Source organism: Paraburkholderia sediminicola (assembly GCF_046027355.1).
GTDB classification, from domain to species: Bacteria; Pseudomonadota; Gammaproteobacteria; order Burkholderiales; family Burkholderiaceae; genus Paraburkholderia; species Paraburkholderia sediminicola_B.
In genome coordinates this window covers 292,977-319,642 of record NZ_JAQQEK010000009.1, presented here as the reverse complement: position 1 = coordinate 319,642, position 26,666 = coordinate 292,977, and the positions used below count along the sequence as shown (strand labels likewise).

Annotated in this window: 20 protein-coding genes and 1 tRNA gene; 12 read left to right on the top strand and 9 right to left on the bottom strand. The window is 63.4% G+C overall.

All coding sequences use genetic code 11. The features are described from left to right. The first annotated feature begins 752 nt into the window (after positions 1 to 752). The 4 genes from PQR42_RS18295 to PQR42_RS18280 all read left to right on the top strand — a co-directional run bounded on the left by PQR42_RS18295 (position 753) and on the right by PQR42_RS18280 (position 6,921). On the top strand, positions 753 to 2,039 hold the full coding sequence (locus tag PQR42_RS18295; RefSeq protein WP_408387180.1) for an MFS transporter: 1,287 nt from the start codon (positions 753 to 755) through the stop codon (positions 2,037 to 2,039). Positions 2,040 to 2,063: 24 nt separating this feature from the next. After that, positions 2,064 to 4,487 (top strand): glycoside hydrolase family 31 protein, encoded by a 2,424-nt coding sequence (locus tag PQR42_RS18290; RefSeq protein WP_408387181.1) that lies wholly within the window; start codon positions 2,064 to 2,066, stop codon positions 4,485 to 4,487. A 63-nt stretch (positions 4,488 to 4,550) separates the two neighbouring features. Next, positions 4,551 to 5,735: a porin gene (locus tag PQR42_RS18285; protein ID WP_408203827.1), complete on the top strand. Its 1,185-nt coding sequence runs from the start codon at positions 4,551 to 4,553 to the stop codon at positions 5,733 to 5,735. 274 nt (positions 5,736 to 6,009) lie between these two features. After that, complete coding sequence (locus tag PQR42_RS18280) at positions 6,010 to 6,921, top strand: amidohydrolase family protein (protein WP_408387182.1); 912 nt, start codon at positions 6,010 to 6,012, stop codon at positions 6,919 to 6,921. Between the two features lie 160 nt (positions 6,922 to 7,081). On the opposite strand, the gene PQR42_RS18275 is transcribed toward PQR42_RS18280, so the two are convergent. From PQR42_RS18275 to cysS, 6 genes are all read right to left on the bottom strand, one after another. After that, positions 7,082 to 7,175: transfer RNA gene (locus PQR42_RS18275), tRNA-Ser, on the bottom strand. A 181-nt stretch (positions 7,176 to 7,356) separates the two neighbouring features. Next, entirely contained in the window at positions 7,357 to 8,607 is a 1,251-nt protein-coding gene (locus PQR42_RS18270; RefSeq protein WP_408203819.1) for an aspartate kinase, read from the bottom strand. Between the two features lie 375 nt (positions 8,608 to 8,982). Further along, positions 8,983 to 10,419 carry a tRNA lysidine(34) synthetase TilS gene (gene tilS / locus PQR42_RS18265; protein WP_408493690.1) on the bottom strand — a complete coding sequence of 479 codons (1,437 nt, stop codon included), beginning with the start codon at positions 10,417 to 10,419 and terminating at the stop codon, positions 8,983 to 8,985. A 48-nt stretch (positions 10,420 to 10,467) separates the two neighbouring features. Continuing rightward, complete coding sequence (locus tag PQR42_RS18260) at positions 10,468 to 11,439, bottom strand: acetyl-CoA carboxylase carboxyltransferase subunit alpha (RefSeq protein WP_007181378.1); 972 nt, start codon at positions 11,437 to 11,439, stop codon at positions 10,468 to 10,470. Positions 11,440 to 11,563: 124 nt separating this feature from the next. Further along, entirely contained in the window at positions 11,564 to 12,613 is a 1,050-nt protein-coding gene (locus PQR42_RS18255) for a DNA-3-methyladenine glycosylase family protein (RefSeq protein ID WP_408203815.1), read from the bottom strand. A 47-nt stretch (positions 12,614 to 12,660) separates the two neighbouring features. Then, positions 12,661 to 14,058 carry a cysteine--tRNA ligase gene (gene cysS / locus PQR42_RS18250; protein WP_408387184.1) on the bottom strand — a complete coding sequence of 466 codons (1,398 nt, stop codon included), beginning with the start codon at positions 14,056 to 14,058 and terminating at the stop codon, positions 12,661 to 12,663. Positions 14,059 to 14,289: 231 nt separating this feature from the next. On the opposite strand from cysS, the gene PQR42_RS18245 reads away from it, so the two are divergent. From PQR42_RS18245 to PQR42_RS18230, 4 genes are all read left to right on the top strand, one after another. Beyond that, the gene (locus tag PQR42_RS18245; protein WP_408387185.1) at positions 14,290 to 15,090 is read left to right on the top strand and encodes a tetratricopeptide repeat protein; all 801 of its coding nucleotides are present in this window, start codon (positions 14,290 to 14,292) and stop codon (positions 15,088 to 15,090) included. 49 nt (positions 15,091 to 15,139) lie between these two features. After that, positions 15,140 to 15,721 carry a peptidylprolyl isomerase gene (locus tag PQR42_RS18240; RefSeq protein WP_132373879.1) on the top strand — a complete coding sequence of 194 codons (582 nt, stop codon included), beginning with the start codon at positions 15,140 to 15,142 and terminating at the stop codon, positions 15,719 to 15,721. 151 nt (positions 15,722 to 15,872) lie between these two features. Then, positions 15,873 to 16,367, top strand: a complete 495-nt coding sequence (locus PQR42_RS18235) for a peptidylprolyl isomerase (RefSeq protein WP_063496582.1) — start codon at positions 15,873 to 15,875, stop codon at positions 16,365 to 16,367. A 47-nt stretch (positions 16,368 to 16,414) separates the two neighbouring features. Continuing rightward, positions 16,415 to 17,212 carry a UDP-2,3-diacylglucosamine diphosphatase gene (locus PQR42_RS18230; RefSeq protein WP_408203810.1) on the top strand — a complete coding sequence of 266 codons (798 nt, stop codon included), beginning with the start codon at positions 16,415 to 16,417 and terminating at the stop codon, positions 17,210 to 17,212. 141 nt (positions 17,213 to 17,353) lie between these two features. Here PQR42_RS18230 and cysE read toward each other — a convergent pair whose 3' ends face one another. Both cysE and PQR42_RS18220 read right to left on the bottom strand, forming a co-directional pair. Beyond that, positions 17,354 to 18,187, bottom strand: a complete 834-nt coding sequence (cysE, locus tag PQR42_RS18225; RefSeq protein WP_408387186.1) for a serine O-acetyltransferase — start codon at positions 18,185 to 18,187, stop codon at positions 17,354 to 17,356. 203 nt (positions 18,188 to 18,390) lie between these two features. Beyond that, positions 18,391 to 19,230, bottom strand: coding sequence for an RNA methyltransferase (locus PQR42_RS18220; RefSeq protein WP_408387187.1), 840 nt, complete (start codon positions 19,228 to 19,230; stop codon positions 18,391 to 18,393). 356 nt (positions 19,231 to 19,586) lie between these two features. Between PQR42_RS18220 and PQR42_RS18215 the strand changes: the two genes are divergently transcribed. The 4 genes from PQR42_RS18215 (at position 19,587) to PQR42_RS18200 (ending at position 26,127) form a co-directional block, all read left to right on the top strand. Then, a complete protein-coding gene (locus tag PQR42_RS18215; RefSeq protein ID WP_408387188.1) occupies positions 19,587 to 20,390 on the top strand; it encodes an inositol monophosphatase family protein in 804 nt (267 codons plus the stop codon). A gap of 211 nt (positions 20,391 to 20,601) precedes the next feature. After that, a complete protein-coding gene (gene lplT, locus PQR42_RS18210) occupies positions 20,602 to 21,900 on the top strand; it encodes a lysophospholipid transporter LplT (protein WP_408203802.1) in 1,299 nt (432 codons plus the stop codon). 197 nt (positions 21,901 to 22,097) lie between these two features. After that, on the top strand, positions 22,098 to 24,785 hold the full coding sequence (gene mutS / locus PQR42_RS18205; protein WP_408387189.1) for a DNA mismatch repair protein MutS: 2,688 nt from the start codon (positions 22,098 to 22,100) through the stop codon (positions 24,783 to 24,785). Then, positions 24,772 to 26,127, top strand: a complete 1,356-nt coding sequence (locus tag PQR42_RS18200) for a hypothetical protein (protein WP_408387190.1) — start codon at positions 24,772 to 24,774, stop codon at positions 26,125 to 26,127. Before mutS ends, PQR42_RS18200 begins: the two co-directional genes overlap by 14 nt. Here the strand turns inward: PQR42_RS18200 and PQR42_RS18195 are convergent. After that, positions 26,107 to 26,646, bottom strand: a complete 540-nt coding sequence (locus tag PQR42_RS18195; protein ID WP_011488927.1) for an FKBP-type peptidyl-prolyl cis-trans isomerase — start codon at positions 26,644 to 26,646, stop codon at positions 26,107 to 26,109. The genes PQR42_RS18200 and PQR42_RS18195 overlap by 21 nt on opposite strands. Positions 26,647 to 26,666 lie beyond the last annotated feature (20 nt).

Sequence of the window (26,666 nt, the reverse complement as noted above, 5' to 3'; positions counted from 1 at the left end):
TTTTTGAAGAATGTGTTGTTGGCGGAAATATAGCGCAAGGCGCCGCTCCGCGTATTTCAACTTTGTAATAACTGATGCATAACATCGCGTGCATGGCCGGCCGGTTACGTCTCGTTACATCGGACATGGTTTTGGTGAAGAAGCGCTGGCGTTGTAATCGGAGCGGCGCGATGCGAGGCGGCTCTGCTCGCCACGGGTTCACGCAGCGGAGAATTCGTCCGACGGCGATATGCACGGCCGGGCACGCATGGCATTTGGCATTTCCAGCGCGGACAGCATCCGTAGGATATCGAAGCATTATTTCTTCATGCCTCTGCCCTGCCTCGGCACAGAAACGCTCCCGCGCGATTTAGGTTGTATTGAATGCGGCCAGCTTCGAGGCGCCAGTCGATCCGGCTCATACGGCGAGGCGCGTTAAAGGCAATGAGCACGTCGTCGCCGCAGCGGACTCACACAGCCATCCGCCATTTGCGTCGCGCACGCGAAACGAACATTTGATGTTCGAAAGAACATATTTACGAAAATCTACAAGTGACATGTCGTCCGACCTCTAGTCGCACACGCATCGTCTAAACGCCAAATTTCGTTGTTTATTCGGCCAAAAATCGAATACATCCAATGGTTTTCCCTGGTGTCTCACAAACACATCAGTGATACGATGACTGACACTAACCGAAGATAAATGTTCGAATTCGCGCATGCCCGCTTTCCCGACGGCCAGCCAGCGGACACTTCGCGTACGGAGACAGATTTTGAAAACAATCATTGGTTTGCGCTGGTGGATCATCGCGCTCGTGTGTCTCGGGACGATCGTCAACTATCTGTCGCGCAACGCGCTCGGCGTGATGGCGCCGGAGTTGATGAAGCTGCTGCACATGAGCACGCAGCAATACTCGTATGTGGTCGGCGCTTTTCAGGTCGGCTACACGATCATGCAGCCCATCTGCGGGCTGATCATCGATCTGATCGGTTTGCGGCTCGGCTTTGCGCTGTTCGCGTGCCTGTGGTCGCTGACAGGCGTCCTGCACGGTTTCGCGAGCGGCTGGTTCTCGCTCGCGGCCCTGCGCGGACTCATGGGCTTGACCGAGGCCGTCGCCATACCGGCCGGCATGAAGGTGGTCGCCGAATGGTTTCCCAATCGCGAGAAATCCGTCGCGGTGGGCTACTTCAACGCGGGCACGTCGCTCGGTTCGCTGCTCGCGCCTCCGCTCGTCGTGTTCCTCTCATTGCGGTACGGCTGGCAAAGCGCCTTTGCCGTGACCGGCGCGCTCGGCTTCATCTGGGCTGCCGCCTGGTATCTGCTGTACCGCTCGCCGACTGAGCACGCCCGCATCAGCGAGGCGGAGCGCGAGACGATCGTCAGCGGGCAAACGCCGGGCGCGCCGCAGCGGCGCAGCATTCGCGAAGTCCTCCGCACGCGCCGCTTCTGGGCAATCGCACAAGCGCGCTTTTTCGCGGAGCCGGCGTGGCAAACGTTCAGCTTCTGGATTCCGTTGTATCTCGCCACGCAGCGTCATATGGATCTGAAACAGATCGCGATGTTCGCGTGGCTGCCCTTCCTCGCCGCCGACCTGGGCGGGTTGTTCGGCGGCTATCTGTCGCCCTTCCTGATGAAGCATCTGCGCGTGCCACTCATCTGGTCGCGCATCGCAGGCGTCGTGCTCGGCGCCTTGATGATGCTCGGACCGGCGTGCATCGGACTCGTCGCGTCGCCGTATCAGGCCATTGCGCTTTTCTGCGTGGGCGGCTTCGCGCATCAGATGATCTCAGCGCTCGTGAATACGCTCGCCGCCGACGTGTTCGATCCCAGCGAAGTCGGCACCGTCGCCGGCTTTGCGGGCATGTCCGCGTGGATCGGCGGCCTCGGCTTTTCGCTGCTGGTGGGCGCGCTCGCCGATTCGATCGGCTACACACCGTTATTCGGCGCCCTCGGCGCTTTCGATCTGATCGGCGCCACGCTGCTGATCATCCTGATGCGCGGCGTGACCCGCGACGCGCGTCCGCATCAAACCGATAGCAGCGCCCGCCCTGCTGCGTGACCTCACTCGAATCGAAGACACATCATGTATTCACTGACGAATCTGAAGCACCCGCCTCGCTTTTCGTTGTCGTCGCAGACCGGCAACCACATCGCTCTGACCGCGCAGGCGCACTGTCGGATCGAACTGTTCGTGCTCGCCGAGGACATCATCCGCGTGCTCGTGCTGCCTGACGGCGAACTGCATGGACCGCGCACCTGGTCCATCGCGCCGGGCGAGGACGATGTGGCGCTCGAAGGGCGCGAGCGGCGCGACCTGAGCGGCTTCACGCCGCCGCCGTTCGACTTGTCGAGCGACGCCGGACACGTCGTGATCGAAACGGCACGCATCCGCTTGACGGTCACACTCGACGGCGGCTTCTGCGCGTGGGACATCCTGCACCACGACGCGTGGCATCGCGTGATGAGCGATCGCAAGACGCAGCCGTATAACTTCGGCTGGTGGGACGAGCGCGTGTATCACTACATCGAGCGGCGCCGGGACGAAATGTATGTGGGCCTCGGCGAGCGCGCCGGTTCGCTGGATCGCGCGGATCAAAGCTACGAGATGCGCAATATCGACGCAATGGGCTACAGCGCGCGCACGACCGATCCGCTCTACAAGCACATTCCGTTCTACTTGACGTGGCAGCCGCAAACGTCGACGGGCTTCGGACTCTTCTACGACACGCTCGCCGATTGCCGCTTCGACATGGGTCGCGAGCTGGACAACTATCACGGCCACTATCGCCACTTCGTCGCCGAGCATGGCGATCTCGACTATTACTTCATTGCGTCGGCAGGCACGCCGTTGCAAGCGGTGCGGCGGTTTACGTGGCTGACCGGACGGCCGGCCTGGATGCCGAAGTGGGGACTGGGCTATTCCGGCTCGACGATGAGCTACACCGACGCGCCCGATGCGCAGCAACGCATGGGCGAATTCATCGAGCGATGCAACGAACACGACGTGCTGTGCGATTCGTTCCATCTGTCATCGGGCTATACGTCGATCGGCGCGAAGCGCTACGTGTTCAACTGGAACCACGAGAAGTTTCCGGATATCGACGGCTTCGTGCGAAGTTATCTCGACCACGGCGTGCGTCTGTGCGCGAACATCAAACCCTGCCTGCTGCAAGACCATCCCGCATTCGAAGAAGCTGCGCGAGCCGGCCTGCTGATCGAGTCGCGCGACGGCAACCCCGCCTGGGTGCAGTTCTGGGACGAAGTCGGCGCGTATCTGGATTTCACCAATCCCGACACCATCGACTGGTGGAAGGCGCGTGTGAAAGACAGCCTGCTGGAACACGGCATCGCGGCCACGTGGAACGACAACAACGAATTCGAGATCTGGTCGCCCGACGCGATCGCGCGCGGCTTCGGCACGGCGTATGCGGCGCGCGAGGCCAAGGTGCTGCAAACGCAGTTGATGATGCGTGCGTCGCACGACGCGCAGCGCGAGTACGCGCCCGAGCGGCGCCCCTTTCTCGTCTCGCGTTCCGGCGGCGTCGGCATGCATCGCTATGTGCAGACATGGTCCGGCGACAACTACACGTCATGGGAAACGCTGCGTTTCAATCTGAAGATGGGTCTCGGCCTCGCCATGTCCGGCATCTCGAACAGCGGTCACGACATCGGCGGATTTTCCGGTCCGGCGCCGGGCCCGGAACTGTTCGCGCGCTGGGTCGCATTCGGCATCTTCCTGCCGCGCTTCAGCATTCACTCATGGAACGACGACGGCACCGTCAACGAACCGTGGATGTACCCGGAAGTCACGCAACAGGTGGCCGATCTGATCAAACTGCGCTACCGCTTCATTCCTTACCTGTACGAGTTGCTATGGCAATCGCACAGCGCCTACGAGCCCGTCCTGCGGCCGATGTTCGCGGAGTTTCCACACGACCCGCGCTGTCTCGTCGATGGCGACGACATGATGCTCGGCTCCTCAATGCTGGTCGCCCCGGTGGTCGACGCGGGCCAGTCGACGCGTGACGTGTATCTGCCGTCCGGCACGCGTTGGGTGTCGTACTGGAGCGGCCAAACGTTCGACGGCGGCCAGAGCGTGACCCTGCCCGCGCCGTTCGAGCAACCGGTGATCCTGCTGCGCGAAGGCAGCGTCATTCCATTGAACGTGGCCGAACAACACTTCGGCCGCCCCGCTGACGAACGCGCGTTCGTCGCCGTGCCGTATGCCGGCGAGGGCATCACGCGCGGCGGCTGCGTCGAAGACGACGGCGAGAGCGAAGCCTGGCGCGAAGGCGCGCAGGGCCGCTGGCACATCACGCTTACCGGCGACGCGAGCACCTTGCGTATCTCAGTCGAACGCGAAGGCTGGATGCCACAGCCGCAGCTCGAAGTCCGGATCCTCGTGCCGATGGACGAAGCGCGCGCGGTCGAATGCACCGGCGGCGCGCTCGCGGCCGACCACACCGCCGACGGCTGGCGATGCCTGACGATTTCCATGGCCCACTGAACAAGCCCGTATCACCGGCCTGATGCTCTCAGGCCGACAATCCAATCCGGAGACCCGCAAGCGATGAACTCATTCAAGCGTGCGCGTACGCGCGCACTCGTCCTCTCGTGCCTGCCGTTCGCGGGCGCCGCACTGTCGAGCAGCGCGGCGGCGCAAAGCAGCGTCACGTTGTACGGTGTCGTCGATAACGCGTTCACCTACGTCAGCAATCAGCGTGGCCACGCCAACTTCTACATGAGCCAGGGCAACCTGCAGGCGAGCAAGTTCGGCCTGCTCGGTTCGGAAGACATCGGCGGCGGCACGAAGGCGATTTTCCGGCTCGAGAGCGGCTTCAACTCGCTGACGGGCGCGCAGAGCAGCGCGGGCTTTCTGTTCAATCGGCAGGCGTACGTCGGACTCAGCAACGACCGGTACGGGACCGTCACGCTCGGCCGTCAATACACGCCCTACTTCCAGATGGTCGGCGCGCTCGGGCCGACGGGCGTGCTGACCGGCGCGACCGGCGCGCACCCAGGCGATGTCGACGCGCTCGACACCACGTTGCGCTTCAACAATTCGGTTACCTATCTGTCGCCGAACGTCGCGGGCCTGCAATTTAGCGCGCAATACGGCCTGGGCGGTGTGCCGGGCAGCGTAGCCAACGGCAGCGATTTCAGCGCGGCGTTTCGCTACGACTACAAGCCGTTCGCGGTCGCGGCGGGCTACGTGAAGCTGAAAGACATTGCGACGAGTGCGGCGCTCGGCAGCTTCGCCATCAACTCGCCGGTGAATAGCGGCTATGCGACGGCACGCAGCGCGCAACTGTTCGCCGCGGCAGCGCGCTATAACTTGCAGGACCTGATGGTCGGCATCAACTACTCGAACGTGCAATACGCGCCGGGCTCCGGTTCGCTGTTCGCCAGCGAAGCCGTGTTCAACACGTACGGCGTGATTTCGACGTATCGGATCACACCGGCTGTGATCGTCGGCGCAGGGTATAGCTATACGCGCGCGAGCAAGGCGAATGGCGTGAGCGATCCGGCGCGCTATCACCAGATTTCGCTGGAGCAGACTTATAACCTCTCTACGCGCACTACGTTGTATGCGCTGGAGGCGTATCAGCTTGCACGCGGCAAGACGCTGATCGCGGCGGGCGGCGCCACGAGCATTACCGATGCGGTGGCGGTGGTCGGCGACTCGCAGAATACGACGCCGTCGTCGGGGCCTTCGCAGTTTGTCGGGATGGTGGGGTTGCGGCACGCGTTTTGAGCGCGCCGGGAGCGGTGATGAATGAACGGCAGACCCGCGAACGGAATCGGCTGCATGAGCACGCCGAGGGACTTCGCGGGTTCGAGCTAGCCCGCGTTCGATGATCCGACGAAACCGGCCGTTGAGACGTCGTTCGACCCTTCTCAACACGCCAACAGCAAGCCGACGACAACCAGCCATCTGTCTCCTCACAGGATGCCGAACCGACTCGTGCTAACCTCGCCGGACAAGCACTGCGCTTCAGTGCTGGCTCTCGCGTACGGAGACCTGGACGATGGACTGCGCCGCCCTGCCGATCCTTGACTGTCACCAACACTTCTACGACGCCCGGCGCTTCCATTACCCCGTGTTCGCGACGCGCAGCGAAGGCTTCGAAGCCCTCGTCGGCGACTACAGCGCGCTCCCCCGCATCTACTTACCCGACGACTACGCACGCGACACGAGCGCGTTGAATGTCGTCGGCACAGTCTGGGCGGAATTCATTTCCACCGATCCGGTGGGCGAGGCATGCTGGGCGCAGGAGCTTGCGAACGCCACAGGACGCCCGGACGGCCTCATCGCTTTGGTCGACTTTTCGAGTCCCGATTTGCCGGGCACGTTGGACGCGTATGCATCAGCGAACCGGATCCGTTGCGTTCGCCAGCATCTGGGTTGGCACCCCGCGAACCCCCTGCTTCGCTATGCTCCGGCGCCGGACCTCATGTCGGACGCGGCATGGCGACGCGGACTCGCTGCGCTGCGAGGACGCAACCTGATTTGCGAAATCGAAATATTCGCGCCGCAACTTCCCGAACTTGCGTCGCTCGCGACCGCGTTTCCAGACGTTCAGTTCGTGCTGCCCGTGATGGGCTGGCCGCTCGATCTGACCAGCGAAGGCCAGGCGGCGTGGCGACGTGGAATGACGATGGTCGGCGCGTGCCCCAATGTGGCTGTGAAAATTTTCGGGCTGGAATGCATCTTCGGCATTCATTGGACGGTCGCTCAGGTTCGGCCCTGGATATTGCAAACCATCGAGATCTTTGGGCCCGAGCGCTGCATGTTTGCGAGTCATATGCCGATCAGCAAGCTGGCTTGCAGTTTTGAACAGCTCTATCGTGCCTACTTCGAGGTGATCGCGGAGTTCAGTATTTCGGAGCAGCGAAGACTGCTGCACGACACGGCAGTCGAGATTTACAAGCTGAGCTAAACGTCAGCTCGGAGGACCGAATTGCATGCGTGATCGCACATACGGTCACGAATGCGATTGAGCGATATCAGGCCGTCGCCATACCAATCCACTCGAACTGCAACGCCGCAAAAAACAAAACCCCGCAGAGCCTAAACTCTGCGGGGTTTGCCGCCATTGCTGGCGGAGACGGAGGGATTCGAACCCTCGATCCAGGTTTTGGCCCAGATGCTCCCTTAGCAGGGGAGTGCCTTCGACCTCTCGGCCACGTCTCCCAAACTTTCGGTCGCGCAGGGAGTCAGCGCGACGAAGCCAAGATAATAGCGGGCCGAACCGCGAAGGTCAATGTCTGGCGAACATTTTTTGTGCCAGTTTCGTCACCGACGGCGCAATTTATTCACCTCGGCCACGCAAAACAAACGGAGCACTCTTGTCCACCCCGTTGTCCGAAGCAAATTACGCTTGATCCAGTTCGAACGCTTTATGCAGCGCGCGCACGGCGAGTTCCATGTACTTCTCGTCGATCAGCACCGAGATCTTGATTTCGGAGGTCGAGATCATCTGGATGTTGATGCCCTCTTCCGACAGCGTGCGGAACATCGTGCTCGCAATACCCACGTGCGAACGCATGCCGACGCCGACCACCGAGACCTTCGACACCTTCGGATCGCCCAGCACCTGCTCGGCCTGCACGTGGCCCTTCACCTGGGTCGTGAGGATGTCCATGGCGCGCTGATAGTCGCCACGGCCGACTGTGAACGTGAACGCCGTTTTGCCTTCGACGCTCTGGTTCTGGATGATCATGTCGACGTCGATATTCGCGTCCGCCACCGGGCCGAGAATCTGATACGCGATGCCCGGCTTGTCGGGCACACCCATCACGGCGATGCGAGCTTCGTCGCGCTGAAACGCGATGCCCGAGATGACTGCTTTTTCCATGGTCTCGTCTTCTTCAAAAGTAATCAGGGTGCCCGACTTCATTTCAGCGTCGAGCGGTATCAGCGGATCGGTCAGGCTCGACAACACACGCGTCTTCACCTGATATTTGCCGGCGAATTCCACCGAGCGGATCTGCAGCACCTTCGAACCCAGGCTTGCCATTTCCAGCATTTCTTCGAACGTCACGCGATCGAGCCGGCGCGCTTCTTCCACCACGCGCGGGTCGGTTGTGTAGACTCCGTCGACGTCCGTGTAAATCAGGCATTCATCGGCCTTCAACGCAGCCGCGACCGCAACTGCCGACGTATCCGAACCGCCGCGGCCGAGCGTGGTGATGTGGCCGTCAGGATCGATACCCTGGAAGCCCGTGATCACCACCACCTTGCCCGCGTCGAGATCGCGCAGCACGCGCTCGCCGTCGATTTCGCTGATGCGCGCTTTCGTGAACGCGCTATCCGTTTTGACCGGCACTTGCCAGCCCGCGTAGCTGACCGCCTCGACGCCGGCTTCCTGCAGCGCGATGGCGAGCAGTCCCGAGCTGACCTGCTCGCCCGTGGCGGCGATCATGTCGAGTTCGCGCGGGCTCGGCTGACTCGTGATTTCTTTCGCGAGACCGAGCAAGCGGTTGGTTTCGCCGGACATCGCCGACGGCACGACGACCATCTTGTGGCCTGCCTTGTGCCATTTCGCGACGCGCTTGGCGACGTTCTTGATGCGCTCGACCGAGCCCATCGAGGTGCCGCCGTATTTGTGTACGATGAGTGCCATTGTCGTTCTGAACTGGAGGAGAAACCGCGCTGGCGCGCTGGAGACGACCGCACAAAAGCACAGGAGCGCAACGTCTTGTGAACGGCGGCAGAGTGTGTGGCGGCGTAAATGCAGCACGCGTGCAGCACGCGCGGATTTGCCCGGGAATGATCGCTGATGGCTTACCGGAAACGACGGATCACGATCGAAAACCGACGACAGCGACGGCGAAATCGGGTCGGGCAAACAAGTTAACGTACCCGATCGAGGGCAAAAAGACAAGCCGGAAAGGCCATCGGAATGCGCTGAATAAGAGCTGCAAAGGCCTGTTTCATGCGGATTTGTGCCCTATTTCCGGATTCACTGCCCGGATAATCCGGGTGTCCGACCGGCCGGTCAGGCGATCAACAGATCCTCGCGCCAGATGATCTTGACGTGCGAATCGCCCTCGTCGACCTGTTCCGGCAAGGCTGCGCGATTGACGCCGAGCAGGGGCACGAACAGCAGATCGTCGCCGATGTAAAGCAGCGGCACGTCGCGCTTCCACGCGGGAATGCCGCGCTCCTGGAACAGGTTTTTCAGCGTGCGGCTCGGCGCATTGCGCGCTTCGCTCGTGCGCATCCGTTCGCCGCCGCTGCGCGAACGTGCGCTCAACACGGCGCGTTGCAAAACGCTCGCGGGAATCGTGTCGGGGTCGCCGGGGGCAACGCCTGCGTCGGCGAATATGAAAGTGCCGCGCCATTGCGGCAAACGCCAGATCGACTCGCGCTGCCACGCGAGTTCGCTGACCGCGCGCGCGGCGAGCGCGGTTTCGTCGGCGGGCTCGCTGCTGTCGCCCGTTTCCCAGTAGACGAGGCCGCGATAGCTGCGCAACGCATGTCCCGCGTGATCGATACGCAGACCATGGCCTTCGCCCGCCGCGCCGATCTCACGCAGTTGACGCAGCGCATCGCCGAGACGCGCGCTCGATGCGGCGACGAGGCCCAGCGTCCGCATCCAGTAACGCATGAGGTTGAGCGCGCGGTCGTCGTCGAGCGCGAGCAATGCATCGTGCGATAGAGCGCGCCCTTCGTCGCGTGACGCTTCTTCCATATCGATGCGAGCCAGCGCATCGAGCAAACGCTGCGCCGACGCCGCATGCGCCGCCGTGCGCGCGAGCGCGTCGCGAAACCCGGGAAAGTGGACGGTCAGCGCCGGCGTCACCTCGTGGCGCAATGCATTGCGCGCATAGCGTGTATCGGCGTTTGACTCGTCATCGATCCAATGCAACGCGCGCTCGCTCGCGTATTGCTCGAGTTGCGCGCGCAGCAGGTGAAGCAAAGGCCGCACACGTGTTGCCGACGCTCCCGCCGGCAAATACTCGGGCGCCATCGCGGCAAGACCCGCGAGACCCGCGCCACGCAGCAATTGCAACAGCACGGTTTCCGCCTGATCGTCCGCATGCTGCGCGAGCCACAGCGTGGCGACACCACGCGATGCGCACATCCCGTCCAGCGCACGATAACGTGCATCGCGCGCGGCGGCCTCGACGCTCACGCCCGCGTCACGCGACACCTCGACGCGCTCTGCCGCGAACTCGACGCCACGCTCCCGCGCGAACGCCTCGCAGTGCGCGAGCCACGCGTCGGCATGAGCGCTCAGCCCGTGATGCACATGCAGCGCGAGACATCGCGACGCGCCCGCGACACGCACCGCGGCATCGAGCAGCACACTCGAATCCACGCCGCCACTGAACGCAATCGCAATACGCGCGTCAGCGGGAAGCGTGGACAACGAAAAGCCGACCGCCGCGAGAACGAGGCGGTCGGCGGGCGTTTCGGCGGTGGAGGTCACGTCGCTAGCGCGTTAAGCGCTGAAGGACGAAAGAGAACGCGCGCGGGCTTACGCACCCGGCGTCGTTTCCTTGAACTTGCCGTACGACATCAGCCGTTCGAAACGGCGTTGACGCAGGTCGTTGATGCTCATGCCCTGGAACTGACGCAGCGAATCGGCGAGCGCACGGCGCAACATCGCGGCCATGCCTTTCGGATCGCGATGTGCACCGCCGAGCGGCTCGTTGACGATCTTGTCGATCAGGCCGAGCGCCTTCAGACGATGCGCGGTCAGGCCGAGCGCTTCCGCGGCTTCCGGCGCTTTCGCGGCGCTCTTCCACAGAATGGATGCACAACCCTCCGGCGAGATCACCGAATACGTCGAGAATTGCAGCATCAGCACGCTGTCGCCGACCGCGATTGCCAGCGCGCCGCCCGAACCGCCCTCGCCGATGATCGTCGCGATCAGCGGCGTCTTCAGTTCGGCCATGACGTACAGATTGCGGCCGATCGCTTCCGACTGGCCGCGCTCTTCCGCGCCGATGCCCGGGTACGCGCCCGGCGTGTCGATGAAAGTGAAAATCGGCAAGCCGAATTTCTCGGCGAGACGCATCAGACGTTCGGCCTTGCGATAGCCTTCCGGACGCGGCATGCCGAAGTTGCGCAGCGCGCGCTCCTTCGTATCACGGCCCTTCTGATGGCCGATCACCATGCACGCCTGGCCGTTGAAACGCGCGAGGCCGCCGACGATCGACAGGTCGTCCGCATAGTTGCGGTCGCCGTGCAGTTCGTGGAAATCGGTGAACAGCTCGTTCACGTAGTCGAACGTGTACGGGCGTTGCGGATGACGGGCGATTTGCGAAACCTGCCACGGCGTGAGGTTCGCGTACAGATCTTTGGTGAGCTGTTGACTCTTCTTGGACAGCCGCTCGATCTCTTCCGAAATATCGACGGCCGAATCGTCCTGCACGAAGCGCAATTCTTCGATCTTCGCTTCGAGTTCAGCGATCGGCTGTTCGAAATCCAGAAAGGTGGTCTTCATTGGTTGTAATCCTTGGACTTACCGGCAGCGCGTATTCTAACCGCGCTCGCCGATGTCAAAACCATCTCGCAACTATCAATCTTTAATAATTGATAGCTTTTGAAATGGTCCCGTTTCTTCTTTTTCAGTAGTCGACCGGCAACGGGTCAAGACTACGCCACATATACCAGGTGGCGACGGTACGCCACGGCTCCCAGTTGGCGGCGACCTCGCGCGCTTCGCTGCGTGTGACCGGTTCGCCGCTGAAGTAATTGACGCTGATCGCACGAATCAGGCCCAGGTCGTCGAGCGGCAGGACGTCGGGGCGTGACAGGTTGAAGATCAGGAACATCTCCGCCGTCCAGCGGCCGATGCCGCGAATCTGCGTGAGCTCGGCGATCACCGCCTCGTCTTCCATCGACGTCCATTTGCCGACGTGCAGCGCACCCGAAACGAAATGCTGCGCGAGATCGAGCACGTACTCGGCTTTGCGCTTGGACAGCCCGCAGGTGGTCAGCTTTTCCAGACCAAGCTTGATGAACTGCTGCGGCACCAGCTTCGGACAGGCCGCCTCGACTTTCGCCCAGGCTGCTTGCGCGGACGCGACCGAAATCTGCTGCCCGACCACCGAGCGCGCGAGCGTGACGAACGGATCGCCGCGACTCAGCAGATGCACCGGGCCGAACTTCGGAATCAGTTTCTTCAGGATGCGATCGCGCTTGACGAGGTCGGCACACGCCTTGTCCCAATAGGCCGGACGCGTGACTTCAGGCGTGAGGCCGCCGACCTGCACCGGCACCGCGACTTCGCTCGCGCTCGCCGCTTCGCCGCCCGCGCTTGCGGACGCGCGCGTCTTGCGCACGACTTCGCCTTCGTGCCCTTCAACGCTTACGCGGGCGAGCTCCTGCACGTCGCCGGCCAATTCAGCCGGCAAGGCGCCATTGCTCTTCACACGCGGCGCCTTCGCGCGCTTCGCGAGAGGCGCATGCGCCGACGCGCCGTTGAGCGCGCGCTGCACGGTGGTTTTTTTCGCTGCGCCCGCTGCGGTCTTGGCCGCCACCCCGGCGGCTTTCGACGATGCTTTCCTTACCACGCCGCTGCCCGTGCGAGCCGACGTGCGTGTCGACTTTGCCGCGGTTGCCGCGTTTGTTTGAGACGCGGCTCGTTTAGCCGGCGTCTTCGTGGCCGTTGCCATCCTGCCTCCTGCCTGGCGAGTCGATCAAAGGGTAAGTCGAGGTGCGCTCACACGCGCCGCCACTCGGTCAACCCGCCGGGTTTGTCTTCAAGTGCAACGCCGGCCTCGAGCAATTCGGCCCGGATCCGGTCTGCTGCCGCATAGTCCTTCGCCTGCTTGGCGGCCACGCGCGCCGCGATCTTCGCTTCGATCGCGGCGGGCTCGAGCGCGCCTTCGGCTGCTGCCCCCGCTGCCTGCTGCAGGTATGCACGCGGCTCGCGGCCGAGCAGTCCGATCACCGCGCCCAGCGAGCGCAATTGACGGGCCAGCGCGGGGTCGCGCGTGCGGTTCACTTCTGTTGCCAACTCGAACAACACCGACACTGCAACCGGTGTGTTGAAGTCGTCATTCATTGCTGCCTGGAAACGCTGCGCGTGCGCTTCGTTCCAGTCGAGTTCGGCGTCGTCCGGCGTGACGTCCTTCAGCGCGGTGTACAAACGCGCGAGAGCGTTGCGGGCGTCGTCGATATGCAAGTCACTGTAATTCAATGGCGAGCGGTAATGCGCGCGCGCGATAAAGAAACGCACGACCTCGGCATCGTACTGCGCCAATACTTCGCGGATCGTAAAGAAGTTGTTCAACGACTTCGACATCTTCTCATTGTCGATCTGTACGTAGCCGTTGTGCATCCAGAAATTGACGAAGGTTTGACCGGTAGCGGCTTCACTTTGCGCTATTTCGTTTTCATGGTGCGGAAACTGCAGGTCCTGTCCGCCGCCGTGAATGTCGAAATGTTCGCCGAGCAATGTGCAGCCCATCGCCGAGCATTCGATATGCCAGCCGGGACGGCCGCGACCGTATTTCGAATCCCAGCCGGTGTCGGCGGGCTCTTCCGGCTTGGCCTGCTTCCACAGCACGAAGTCGAGCGGGTCCTGCTTCGCGTCGTTCGCCGCGACGCGTTCGCCCGCGCGCAGATCTTCGAGCGACTTGCCCGACAGCTTGCCGTAGTTCGCGAACTTGCGCACCGCATAGTTCACGTCGCCGTCGCTCGCCTGATAGGCGTAGCCGTTCGCTTCGAGCTGCTCGATCATGCCAAGCATCTGCGGAATGAAATCCGTGGCGCGCGGTTCGATGTCGGGCCGCTGGATGCCGAGCGCGTCCGCGTCTTCATGCAGCGCCTTGATGAAGCGATCGGTCAGCGCTTTGATCGTTTCGCCGTTCTCCACTGCGCGCCGGATGATCTTGTCATCAATATCCGTGATATTGCGCACGTAGGTCACGTCGTAGCCGAGCGTGCGCAACCAGCGCTGCACGATGTCGAACACGACCATCACCCGCGCATGACCGACGTGACAATAGTCGTACACGGTCATCCCGCAGACGTACATCCGCACGACGCCTTCTTGCAGCGGCACGAAAGTTTGCTTGTCACGCGCGAGCGTGTTGTAGATGCGCAGTGATTCCATAGAGAACGGTGCGTGGGCCGAAAGAAATCCGCAATGTGTTTCATGCGCGCCGCGCCCCGCGAACAGACGGCGGGTGCGTCGCATACAGCAAAACCGGTGCACCTGGTGCGGCGGTCAGGCTGCGATCAAGGCGGAGACGACCACGAGTGGCGAAAAGACAGTTTGCGGTTCGACGGAACGCGCAGACCTTTTGTTAGAATGGGTCGGAGTATAACATCCAGACCTGAGCCTATGAAACCTTCAAGCGGCCGCGCGCGCAGCGCTGCGACCCTCGCCGCGGCGGCCTTCGGTGGCGTCGCGCGCGGCATGAGCGGCGGCGTCGTTCCCGGCGCCACGCGTGCCCTCACCGTGCGCGTCACGCTGGCTGTCGCCCTTGCGGCGGTGCCTGCCGCGGCCGCCTTCGCGCAGAAAGCCGCCACGCTGCCGCAGGGCCCCGCCGTGCGCGACAACACGCCGGAAATCGACGCGTCGATCGCGCAGAAAAACTGGGCGGCCTCGCTGACCCAGCTCGACGCGCGCATCGCCTCGAATCCGCGCGACGCGCAAGCCAAATTCAAGCGCGGCACGGTGCTCGCCCACCTGAATCGCGACGACGAAGCCATCGCCGCGTTCACCGAACTCACGCAGACCTACCCCGAGTTGCCCGAGCCCTATAACAACCTCGCCGCGCTTTATGCGAAGCAGGGCCGCTATGCCGAAGCGCGCGCCGCGCTCGAAACGGCAACCAAGGTCAACCCGGGCTACAGCCTCGCGTACGAGAATCTCGGCGATCTGTATCTGCGCATGGCCAATGAGGCCTATCGCCGCGCGCAGAGCCTCGGCAAGGTGAGCCCCACCACCACGCAGCGCCTCGCGGACATTCAGAAAGTCATCTCGCCGGTCAAGACCCCGGGCCAGACGAAACGGGCCGCCACCCCGGAAGACGACTACACCGCCCGCGCCACCTCGAACATGACGCAGACGCCGAGCTTCCAGTACGGCGGCGCGAACGGCTCGCTTGCCATGCCGCCTTACATGGCGCCGTCGAAGTAAAGCCATTACGCTCTCGCGCAATACGTTTTTTCCAACCCTGAGGATCTTCATGAAATGGTTGATGTTGGCGCTCGGCAGCGCCGCCCTGATCGCAAACGCTCCCGCATTTGCCCAGTCCGGTTCGCAAGCCGCGCATCCGTCCGTCCTGTTCAAGACATCGGAAGGCGACATCCGCGTCGAGTTGTATCCTGAGAAAGCGCCGAAGACGGTCGCCAACTTCCTCGACTACGTGAAGTCCGGCCAGTACAGCGGCACGATTTTCCATCGCGTGATTCGTGGCTTCATGATCCAGGGCGGCGGTTATACGCAGAGCTTCGCGGAGAAACCCACGCGCGCGCCGATTCCGCTCGAAAGCCGTAACGGTCTGAAGAACATGACGGGCACGCTCGCCATGGCGCGCACCAGCGATCCGAATTCGGCCACCGCGCAGTTCTTCATCAACACCGTGGACAATGCCGGCCTCGACTATCCGAATCCGGACGGCAACGGCTATGCGGTGTTCGGCAAGGTCACGAGCGGCATGGACGTCGTGAAGAAGATCGAAGGCACGCCCACCACCTCGCGCGGCCCGATGAGCGACGTGCCGCAAAAGCCGGTCGTGATCGAGTCGGCCACGGTCGTCGGCAAGTAATTGCAGCAAAGGCGAGCACTGAAAGCGCGCGCAAGAAACAGCGCGCACGAACAAAGCGTCAGCGCTCAATCCACGCCCCGGCGCGGCTCAAAGTCAACTCATGACGACTCGCCGCGCCTTTTACCCACCCTGTTCATCAAAGGATTCCATCATGGTTGAACTGCATACGAACCACGGCGTCATCAAGCTCGAACTGGACGCTGAAAAGGCGCCCAAGTCGGTTGAGAACTTCCTCAACTACGTGAAGGCCGGCCACTACGACAACACGGTGTTCCACCGCGTGATCGACGGCTTCATGATCCAGGGCGGCGGTTTCGAACCCGGCATGAAGCAGAAGCCGACGGCCGAGCCGATCACCAACGAAGCGAACAACGGTCTGAAGAACGTAAATGGCTCGGTCGCCATGGCGCGCACGAACGACCCGCACTCGGCCACCGCGCAATTCTTCATCAACGTGAACGACAACGACTTCCTGAACCATTCGTCGCCGACGCCGCAGGGCTGGGGCTACGCCGTGTTCGGCAAGGTGGTCGAAGGCATGGACATCGTCGAGAAGATCAAGAAGGTCAAGACGGGTTCGAAGGGCTTCCATCAGGACGTGCCGGCGGACGACGTGGTGATCGAAAAGGCTGTGATCGTCGACTGAACGTGAACGACGCGTCGACTCGTTCGAACTGATATCAGGCACCTTCAATGCTGCAAGAAACGCCGCTGCGAAGCGTCGCCGCGGGCGTGCCTGGCGAGGGCAAGCGCCCGCACGCCGCACGCCCGTTTTTTCTCCTCTCCGATATTCATCTGAGCGAGGCGATTCCGCATACGGTCGCCGCGTTCGAGCATTTCATCCGCTTCACGGCCGAGCAGGCCGATTCGGTTTTCATACTCGGCGATCTGTTCGAGTACTGGATCGGCGACGACATGCTCGTCGAGCCGTTCGTGGCGCGCATGGCGGCGTTGCTGCATACGTTGTCCGAGCGCGGCATCGCGCTCTACATCATGCACGGCAATCGCGATTTTCTGCTGGGCAAGCGCTTCATGAAAGCGGCCGGCGCGATCTGGCTGCCTGATCCGTTCGTCATCACCGCGTTCGGCACACGTGTCGTGCTCGCGCATGGCGATGGCTTGTGCAAGGCGGATCGCGGCTATCAAACGTTCCGGCGTTTTGCGCGCAACCGTTTCGCGCAGATGCTGTTTCTCGCGTGGCCGTTGCGCTGGCGTCAGAAACTCGCGGAGAACATGCGCTCGAAAAGCGAGCAAGGCCGCTCGCGGCCGGTTTCGCCGAAGTACGACGTGACGGCGGCGGCCGTGGCCGCGTTATTCAAGTCGTCGAAAACGGCGACTATCATCCATGGACACACGCACCGGCCGGCGCGGCATCGCGAGCCGGGCGGCACGCGCTGGGTTCTGCCGGATTGGGATCTCGACCACGGCGAGCGCCGTGGCGGGTATTTGCGTATCGATGCTGAAGGGATCCGGGCGTTGCCGTTGGGTTGAGCGTGGTGGCGCGGGTTGGGCACGGCTTTGCATCCGCGCTGCGTGCCAGCGCTAGGGCCACCCTCACTGCGCATCGCATGTGGCGTTACCGTTAGCGCTGGCCGCTAGCGTGAACGCCGGTGTCGTCGCCTGCAAAAAGCGTCAACGCTCCGCCATCGCGCCTTCCACCTTGCCTGCAATCGCGGCCGACAACCGCCGCAGATCGAGCAACGCCGCATCCGCGCCTTGCAGTCCTTCGAGACTCGTACCCAGCCGCTCCAGCGCATCGACGATTTCGTCGATGCGCTTTGCTTGCGTGGCGGCGTGATCGATCAAGCCGTGAATCGCCAGCGACACCGGATCGTCCGCGTTCGGCGTGATGCCGTATGCGCAAAAACCGCTGCTTCCGGCGGAGCGTTTCACGTCGCGCGCGGCACCATTGGAACCCGCATTAGCCGCCTCAGAAACCACTGCAGCCGCCGCCGGCACGATGATCCGCGCCGGATTACCCACCGCCGTGCCGCGCGCCGGCACGGGTTTCGTCACCACCGCGTTCGAACCGATCTTCGCGTCCGCACCGATCGTGAAACCGCCGAGCACCTTCGCGCCCGCACCAACGATCACGCCGCGCTCGAGCGTAGGATGCCGTTTCGCGCCACGCGTGAGCGACGTGCCGCCGAGCGTGACGCCCTGATAGATCGTGCAGTCATCCCCGATCTGCGCGGTCTCGCCGATCACCACGCCCATGCCGTGGTCGATGAACACGCGCCGCCCGAGCGTCGCGCCCGGGTGGATTTCGATGCCGGTCATGAAGCGCGCCATCTGCGAGATGAAACGCGCGAGCCAGCGGCGCTTCGCCCGCCAGCATGCATGAGCGAGCCGGTGCAGTACCAGCGCGTGCAGGCCCGGATAACACGTGAGGACTTCCCAGGCGCTGCGGGCGGCGGGGTCGCGCTCGCGGATCGTGGCGATGTCTTCGCGAAGTCTCGTGAACATGGCAGCAACTGTGTTGTGGGAGAAAGGGCCGCGCGCGCGACCTGGCGCGCACGACGGCATGGCTTGCCGCATAGCACCGCGGCAGCTTTGCTTAGAACGTTTTGGGGATTGTAGGGGGATTGCGGAAAACCTGCCGGAAGCCCACGCTGCCGACGGGGTCGTCGCCGGCTATCGGGAAAGCATTCAGAAATGGCATGCGGCGCTCAGGACGCGCCGCCATCCTTGGACTGGGTCTTCAACAGAATGTGTTTGGCGATGCCGCGCACGATGTTCACTTCCTCGCGCTCGAGACCCGAGCGCGCGAACAGACGGCGCAGACGCGACATCAGCTTCTTCGGATTGGCAGGATCGAGAAATTCGAGCGCGACCAGCGCGCTTTCCAGATGCGTGAACATGCTTTCGATTTCGTCGCTCGCGGCGCGCGCGCCAGCCGGCTCGCCTTGCCCCGCAGCCGCCTGAGCCGCAGCCACTTGAGCCGCCGTAGGCGCGCTGTCAGCCGACAGATACATCGTGCGCAACTCATACGCCAACACCTGCACGGCCTGCGCGAGATTGAGCGAGCTATAGGCCGGATTGGCCGGAATATGCGCCAGCGCGCTGCATCGCTCGACGTCCTCGTTCGACAAACCCGTGCGCTCGTTGCCGAACACCAGCGCGATCTCGCCATGCGCCGCCTGCTCGCGCGCGACGCCGGCCGCGGCGCGCGGCGTCCATTGCGGCGGTCCGTATTCGCGCAGCCGCGCGGTCAGCGCGATCGACCAATGCACGCCGCTCAGGGCGTCGGCGAGCGTCGGCACGACGTGCGCGGAGGCCAGCACGTCGTCGGCCCCGCTTGCCATGGCAATGGCTTCCGGATCGCTCTGCACGTGCGGCACGCGCGGCGACACCAGCACGAGCCGCGAGAAACCCATGGTTTTCAGCGCGCGCGCCGCGGCGCCGACGTTGCCCGGATGGCTCGGCTCGACGAGCACGAAGCGCGTCGAGGTGAAGCCCCCGCGCAGTTCGGCTACCTCAGGATCGGAAGAATGGTGGGTGTGGTCCACGATGGAATTCTGCAAGCTAAAGACGCGTATGGTAGCGCCAACGCCGCAGCCAGTCCGATTTGCATGCGGATACGCTTGCCAATGCCGCGTAAAAAAACCCGCGCAGATTGCCCACCCGTCGCGCGAACGCTGCCGCGGCGCCCGGACTCAGGTAAAATACCGATATTCGCGCCCAGCTTTGCATGAGCGCCTCGTTCTTATCCAATTCGTCTCCGTCGGCGGAATGCGCACCGGTCCTGTACCGGGCGAGCGTTCCGTGCTGTTTCCGCGCCTCCTAGAGGGGCGCCCAATTAGCGCAGGTTAGCGCTCATTTACCGGCCAGCAGCCGTGCTGCCCCGGCACAAGGATCCAGTCTCATGCATCCCATGCTCAATATCGCTGTGAAAGCCGCTCGCCGCGCGTCACAGATCATCACCCGCGCGTCGCTCGATCTCGATCTCGTCCAGGTCAGCAAGAAACAGCACAACGATTTCGTCACGGAGGTCGACAAAGCGTCTGAAGCGGCGATCATCGACACGCTCAAGACCGCCTACCCCGATCACGCGATCCTCGCCGAAGAATCCGGCAAGTCGGATAACGAATCCGAATACCAGTGGATCATCGATCCGCTCGACGGCACCACCAATTTCATCCACGGCTTTCCGTACTACTGCGTGTCGATCGCGCTGGCTCATAAGGGCATCGTGACGCAAGCCGCGGTCTATGACCCGACCCGCAACGATCTGTTCACCGCCTCGCGTGGCCGTGGCGCATTCCTTAACGACCGCCGCATCCGCGTGGCCAAGCGCGACCGTCTGGCCGACGGCCTGATCGGCACCGGCTTCCCGTTCCGCGAAAAGGACGGCCTCGAAGCATACGGCCGCCAGTTCGCTGAAATGACCGAAGCCTGCGCCGGCCTGCGCCGTCCGGGCGCCGCCGCGCTCGATCTGGCGAACGTCGCCGCCGGCCGCATGGACGGCTTCTTCGAGCAAGGCCTGAACGCGTGGGACGTCGCCGCGGGCAGCCTGCTGATCACGGAAGCCGGTGGCCTCGTCGGCAACTACACGGGCGATTCGGATTTCCTGCACGTCGGCGAAATCGTCGCGGGCAACCCGAAGGTCTACGCGCAGATGATCCCGATCCTGTCGCGTTACAGCCGCACGCGTCAGCAAGCGGCTTAAGCCCTGCCGGCGTGACGCCGGCTCGGCACCGGCAAGCGGAATAAGAACAAGCGGCTTCGGCCGCTTTTTCGTTGACGGGTCTGCATGCAGCGGGCGTTCGTGCTACAAAGCGGAAGGCCGCGCCGGCGCACTCCATTGCCGGCTGCGTTTCGCGCGTTTTTTGCTGCGCCCTGCTTTGCGCCTGACTTGCGCGCAGCTTCCGACCCGCTTCATGAAAAAAGGCTTCTACACAATCATCGCGGCGCAGTTTATTTCGTCGCTTGCGGACAATGCACTGTTGATCGCGGCCATCGCGTTGCTCTCCGTGATTCGCTCGGCCGCCTGGGTCACGCCGCTACTGCAGATTTTCTTCACCGTTTCGTACGTGCTGCTCGCGCCGTTCGTCGGCGCATTTGCCGACTCGATGCAAAAGCGGCATGTCATGTTCATCTCCAACGCGTTGAAGGCGAGCGGCTGCCTGATGATGATCGCGGGCGTTCATCCGATGATTGCGTACGGCGTGGTCGGCTTCGGCGCGGCCGCGTATTCGCCGGCCAAATACGGCATCCTCACTGAACTGCTGCCCGCGGAAAAACTCGTCAAGGCGAACGCGTGGCTCGAATCGGCCACCGTGCTGTCGACCATCGTCGGCACGATGGTGGGCGGCGCGCTGATCAGCACCATCGCGGATAAATTCGTCGCGCATGCGCATCTGCCATTGATCCGCTCCTCCGCCGATCTCGCCATGTTCGCGACGATGGTGACTTACGCGATCGCCGCCGCGATCAACATCTTCATTCCCGACACCGGCGCGCGTTATGAGAACCGCCTGAGCGAACCGAAGAAACTGGTCGGCGATTTCTATCATTGCTTCAACGTGCTGTGGGCCGACAAACTCGCGCAGATCGCGCTGTGGGTGACGACCCTGATGTGGGGCGGCGCGGTCACGCTGCAATTGCTGGTGCTCAAATGGGCCAACGTGAACCTCGGGCTGTCGCTCTCGAAGGCGGCGGTCATGCAAGGCGTCACGGGGCTCGGCATCGCGGTGGGCGCCGCGGCCGCGGCCGCGCTGATTCCGCTGCGTAAATCGCTGCGCGTGTTGCCAGTCGGCATTCTGACCGGCGCGGTGGCGATCGCCATGGCGTTCTACAACAAGGATCTGTTCCCGCCGGGCGCGGGCATTCGCATCGGCACGTACGTCCTGCCGTTCTACATTCTGCTCGCCTATCCGCTGATGATCCTGCTCGGCGCGCTCTCGGGCTTTTTCATCGTGCCGATGAACGCGCTTCTTCAGCACCGTGGCGCGACGCTGCTGTCCGCGGGGCATTCGATCGCGGTGCAGAATTTCAACCAGAATCTCGCCGTGCTGCTGATGCTCGGCGCCTACGCGCTGCTGCTCACGGCGAAGATGCCGGCGCAGTGGATCATCGTCGTGTTCGGCACCTTCATCACCTTCATGATGTGGCTGGCCAAGCGGCGTAGCGCGTTGAATGAACGCACGGTGGATATGCGGGCCATGGTGGAAGAATGAAGCTGTCATGCAGGTGAAGCGGGCGCGGCGCGGCTTGTGCGCGATTTGTCGCCGCGGCGTTGGGCTGAAATGCGGATTGGCGGTTCAGATTGGCGGTTCAGATTGGCGGTTCAGATTGGCCATCCGGCCAGGGTCCGCTCGCCGCGCCGGCAGGTTAAACTCACGCCCTGAACAGCTAACGCAAGAAGATACCGAGGATGGGCATTCAAACCGCAGCGGCCAACGACGTCGCACAACATACGCCGATGATGCAGCAGTACCTGCGCATCAAGGCGGATCATCCGGGCACGCTGGTGTTCTACCGGATGGGCGATTTCTACGAACTCTTTTTCGAAGACGCGGAAAAAGCCGCACGCCTGCTCGATCTGACACTCACGCAACGTGGCGCGTCGGCGGGCAATCCGATCAAGATGGCCGGCGTGCCGCATCACGCGGTCGAACAATATCTGGCGAAGCTGGTGAAGCTCGGCGAATCCGTCGCGATTTGCGAGCAGATCGGCGATCCGGCTACGTCGAAGGGCCCGGTCGAGCGCAAAGTGGTGCGCGTGGTCACGCCGGGCACGCTCACCGACGCAGCGCTCCTGTCCGACAAGAGCGATGTCTATCTGCTGGCCATGTGCGTCGCGCATAACCGACGCGGCGTTGCGACCAGCGTCGGCCTGGCATGGCTGAATCTGGCGAGCGGCGCGTTGCGCCTCGCCGAAGTCGCGCCCGACCAGGTGGCGGCCGCGCTCGAACGGATTCGTCCCGCGGAAATTCTGGTGGCCGACACGCCTAGCGACTCGGCAAGCTGGACGCCGCCGGTCAATGCGGGCGCCCTCACCCGCGTGCCGGTCTGGCACTTCGACGTCACCTCGGGCACGCAGCGCCTGTGCGATCAGCTGGAAGTGGCGGGCCTCGACGGCTTCGGCGCGCATTCGCTGACCTGCGCATGCGGCGCGGCCGGCGCGCTGCTGCTATATGCCGCCGCCACGCAAGGCCAGCAATTGCGCCACGTGCGCAGCCTGAAGGTCGAATACGAATCCGAATATATCGGCCTCGACCCCGCCACGCGCCGCAACCTCGAACTCACGGAAACACTGCGCGGCACGGAATCGCCCACGCTGTGTTCGCTGCTCGACACCTGCTGCACGACCATGGGCAGCCGTCTGCTGCGTCACTGGCTGCATCATCCGCCGCGCGAATCGGCGGTGGCGCAGGCGCGTCAGCAGGCGATCGGCGCATTGCTCGACGCGCCGCCGGGCGCGAGCGTCGATTCGTTGCGCGGCGCGTTGCGGCAAATCTCGGACATCGAGCGGATCACCGGGCGTCTCGCGTTGCTGTCGGCGCGGCCTCGCGATCTCTCGAGCCTGCGCGATACCTTCATCGCGTTGCCCGAGTTGCGCACACAGCTTTCGGCCGTTGCGCCGAATGCGGATTCGCTGGCGCGCATCGACGCTTCGCTGGAACCACCACAGGGCTGCGTCGAGCTGCTCAAGCGCGCGGTCGCGCAGGAACCGTCGGCCATGGTGCGCGACGGTGGCGTGATCGCGCGTGGCTACGATGCGGAACTGGACGAGCTGCGGGATATTTCGGAGAACTGCGGGCAGTTCCTGATCGACCTCGAGACACGCGAGCGCGCACGCACGGGCATCGGCAATCTGCGCGTCGAGTACAACAAGGTGCACGGCTTCTATATCGAAGTCACGCGCGGTCAGACCGACAAGGTGCCCGACGACTATCGCCGCCGTCAGACGCTGAAGAACGCCGAACGCTACATCACGCCGGAACTGAAAACGTTCGAGGACAAAGCGCTGTCCGCGCAGGAACGCGCGCTCGCCCGCGAACGCTCGCTCTACGACGCGCTGCTGCAGGCGCTGCTGCCCTTCATCCCGGATTGCCAGCGAGTCGCCTCGGCGCTCGCCGAACTCGATCTGCTGGCGGCCTTCGGCGAGCGCGCACGCGCGCTCGACTGGGTCGCGCCCACGTTCTCGGCGGACGCCGGGATCGAAATCGAACAAGGACGGCATCCGGTTGTCGAGGCGCAGGTCGAGCAGTTCATCGCCAACGACTGCGCGCTCACGCCCGAGCGCAAACTGCTGCTGATCACCGGCCCGAACATGGGCGGTAAATCGACCTTCATGCGGCAGACCGCGCTGATCGCGCTGCTCGCCTATGTGGGCAGTTACGTGCCCGCGCGGCGCGCCGCATTCGGGCCGATCGATCGCATCTTCACGCGCATCGGCGCAGCGGACGACCTCGCCGGCGGCCGCTCGACCTTCATGGTCGAGATGACCGAAGCCGCCGCGATTTTGAACGACGCCACGCCGCAAAGTCTCGTGCTGATGGACGAGATCGGCCGCGGCACGTCCACGTTCGACGGGCTCGCGCTGGCGTGGGCCATCGCGCGGCATCTGCTCGCGCACAACGGCTGCCATACGCTGTTTGCCACGCACTACTTCGAACTGACGCAGTTGCCGGCGGAATTTCCGCAGGCGGCCAACGTGCATCTCTCGGCGGTGGAACACGGGCACGGCATCGTGTTCCTGCACGCAGTCAACGAAGGTCCGGCGAATCAGAGCTACGGTCTGCAGGTCGCGCAACTCGCCGGCGTGCCGAACGCGGTGATTCGCGCGGCGCGCAAGCATCTCGCGCATCTCGAACAGCAGTCGGCCGCGCAACCCGCGCCGCAACTCGATCTGTTCGCCGCGCCCATGCCGATGCTGCTCGAAGACGCCGACGACGAGCGCGACGATGCCAAGGCGGAACCGGCAGCGTCGCCGGCCATGCAGGCGCTCGTCGAGCGTCTGCGCGGCATCGACCCGAACGATCTGCGGCCGCGCGAAGCACTCGATCTGCTGTACGAACTGCACGAACTGGCCGCCGCGCCGGATGCGGATCATTGACGCGCGCAGGCCCTCGCAGCGTCCGCGCAAACTTCGCGCGGCGCTGACCCTCGCCCTCACGCTCTCGGGCGGCGGCGTGCCGCTCGCGGGACTGTTCGCGGGGTTGTCAGGTTTCGCGCCGGCGGCCTACGCGGACACGCGCTACACCTTCGCGGTCATCGCCAACACGATGCAAAGCGTCGCCGACGAAGCGCCCACGCAGCGGCTGATCGAAGCGATCAGCCGCGAGCGCGACATGTCGTTCATCGTGTACGACGGCAATCTGAAAGGCGCGAAAGAAGCTTGCCGCGACGCGCTTTACGAGCGCCGCCACGCGCTGCTCGAAACGTCGCGGCCTGCTCTGTTCTTCATCCCGGGCCAGCATGATTGGGCCGATTGCGGCACGGCCGAAGCCGGCGGCTTCGATCCGATCGAGCGGCTCGATCAGTTGCGTCAGACGCTCTTCGCCGACGCCACCTCGATGGGTCAGAACCCGATCGCATTGACGCGTGAAAGCGAAGTCTCACGCTTTCGTCCCTATCGCGAAAACGTGCGCTGGCAAGTGGGCGATACGGTGTTTGTCGGCCTGAATGCGCCGAGTCCGAACAATCATTATCTGACCGCGGGCGGCCGCAACGGCGAATTCGAAGACCGCGTGATCGCCAATGCATTCTGGCTGGAACACGCGGGCGAATACGCGAAACGCCGCGACGCGCGCGCGCTCGTCGTGTTCATTCAAGGCGACCCAGACCCTGAACGCTACGAACGGCCCGACCGTTTTGCATGGCTACGTTTTGCGCGCAACCCCCGCCGCGACGGTTTTCTGGAATTCAAACGCAGCCTCGTGAAGCTCGCGCAGATTTTCCGCGGACCCGTGCTGGTGATTCATTGCGACGACGAGCGTGCGAGTGCCGGCTTCGTGATCGATCAGCCGCTACGCAACGACAAAGGGATGCTGGTAACGAATCTCACGCGTGTCGCGCTCGCGCCGCATGATCGTCTCAATCAGTGGATTCAGGTGGATGCGGATCTCGGCAGGAAACCGCCGTTCCGCGTAAGCGTGCGCGATGTGCCGAAGCAAATGCCGATGCCCACCGCGCAGCCCGTGCCGCCGCGCGATGAACCCGCCGCGTCGATGCCGGCTGTACCAGCGCTCGGACCCGCGTCGGAATTGCCGCCGCTGTTGCAGACGCCCGGGGAGTCGCAACTGGATCAGCAACCGCGCATACCGGCGGATCAGGGCGGCGGTGGCTACGGGCCGGCTACGTCGACGCCGCCCGCGTCAGCCTCACAGCCGCACACGCCGGGCGCTTCTTCAAGCGTGCCCGGCATGCCCGCAAGCTCAGTGCAGCGTGGGCCCTGACTTGTCTTCTTCGTCGTCCTCGTCGTCGTCGAGGACTTCGAGGCCGTCGGCGCCGTGCGCGTGTTCGTGCTGGATTTCATCTTCGGTGGCCGGGCGCACGTCTTTCACCGTCAGCGCGAAACGCAGCGCCATGCCGGCGAGCGGATGGTTGCCGTCGAGCACGACTTTGTCTTCCGCGACATCGGTCACCACGTAGACGAGCGAATCGAGATCCTCGTCGCCTTCTTCCGGCGTGCCTTCGAATTGCATGCCGACTTCGAGCGGTTCCGGGAAGCGATCACGCGGCTCGATCTTCACGAGATCAGGGTCGTACTCACCGAACGCGTCTTGCGGCTCGAGCTGGATCTGAGTCTCGAAGCCGGCCTCGTGGCCGTCGAGCTCTTCCTCGATCTTGGGGAACGTGCCATCATAGCCGCCGTGCAGATAGACCATCGGCTCGTCGCTTTCTTCAATCAGATTGCCCTGCGCATCCGACAGCTTGTAAGCGACCGACACGACGGTGTTCTTTGCGATTTTCATTCGATTCTCCAGAATACAAC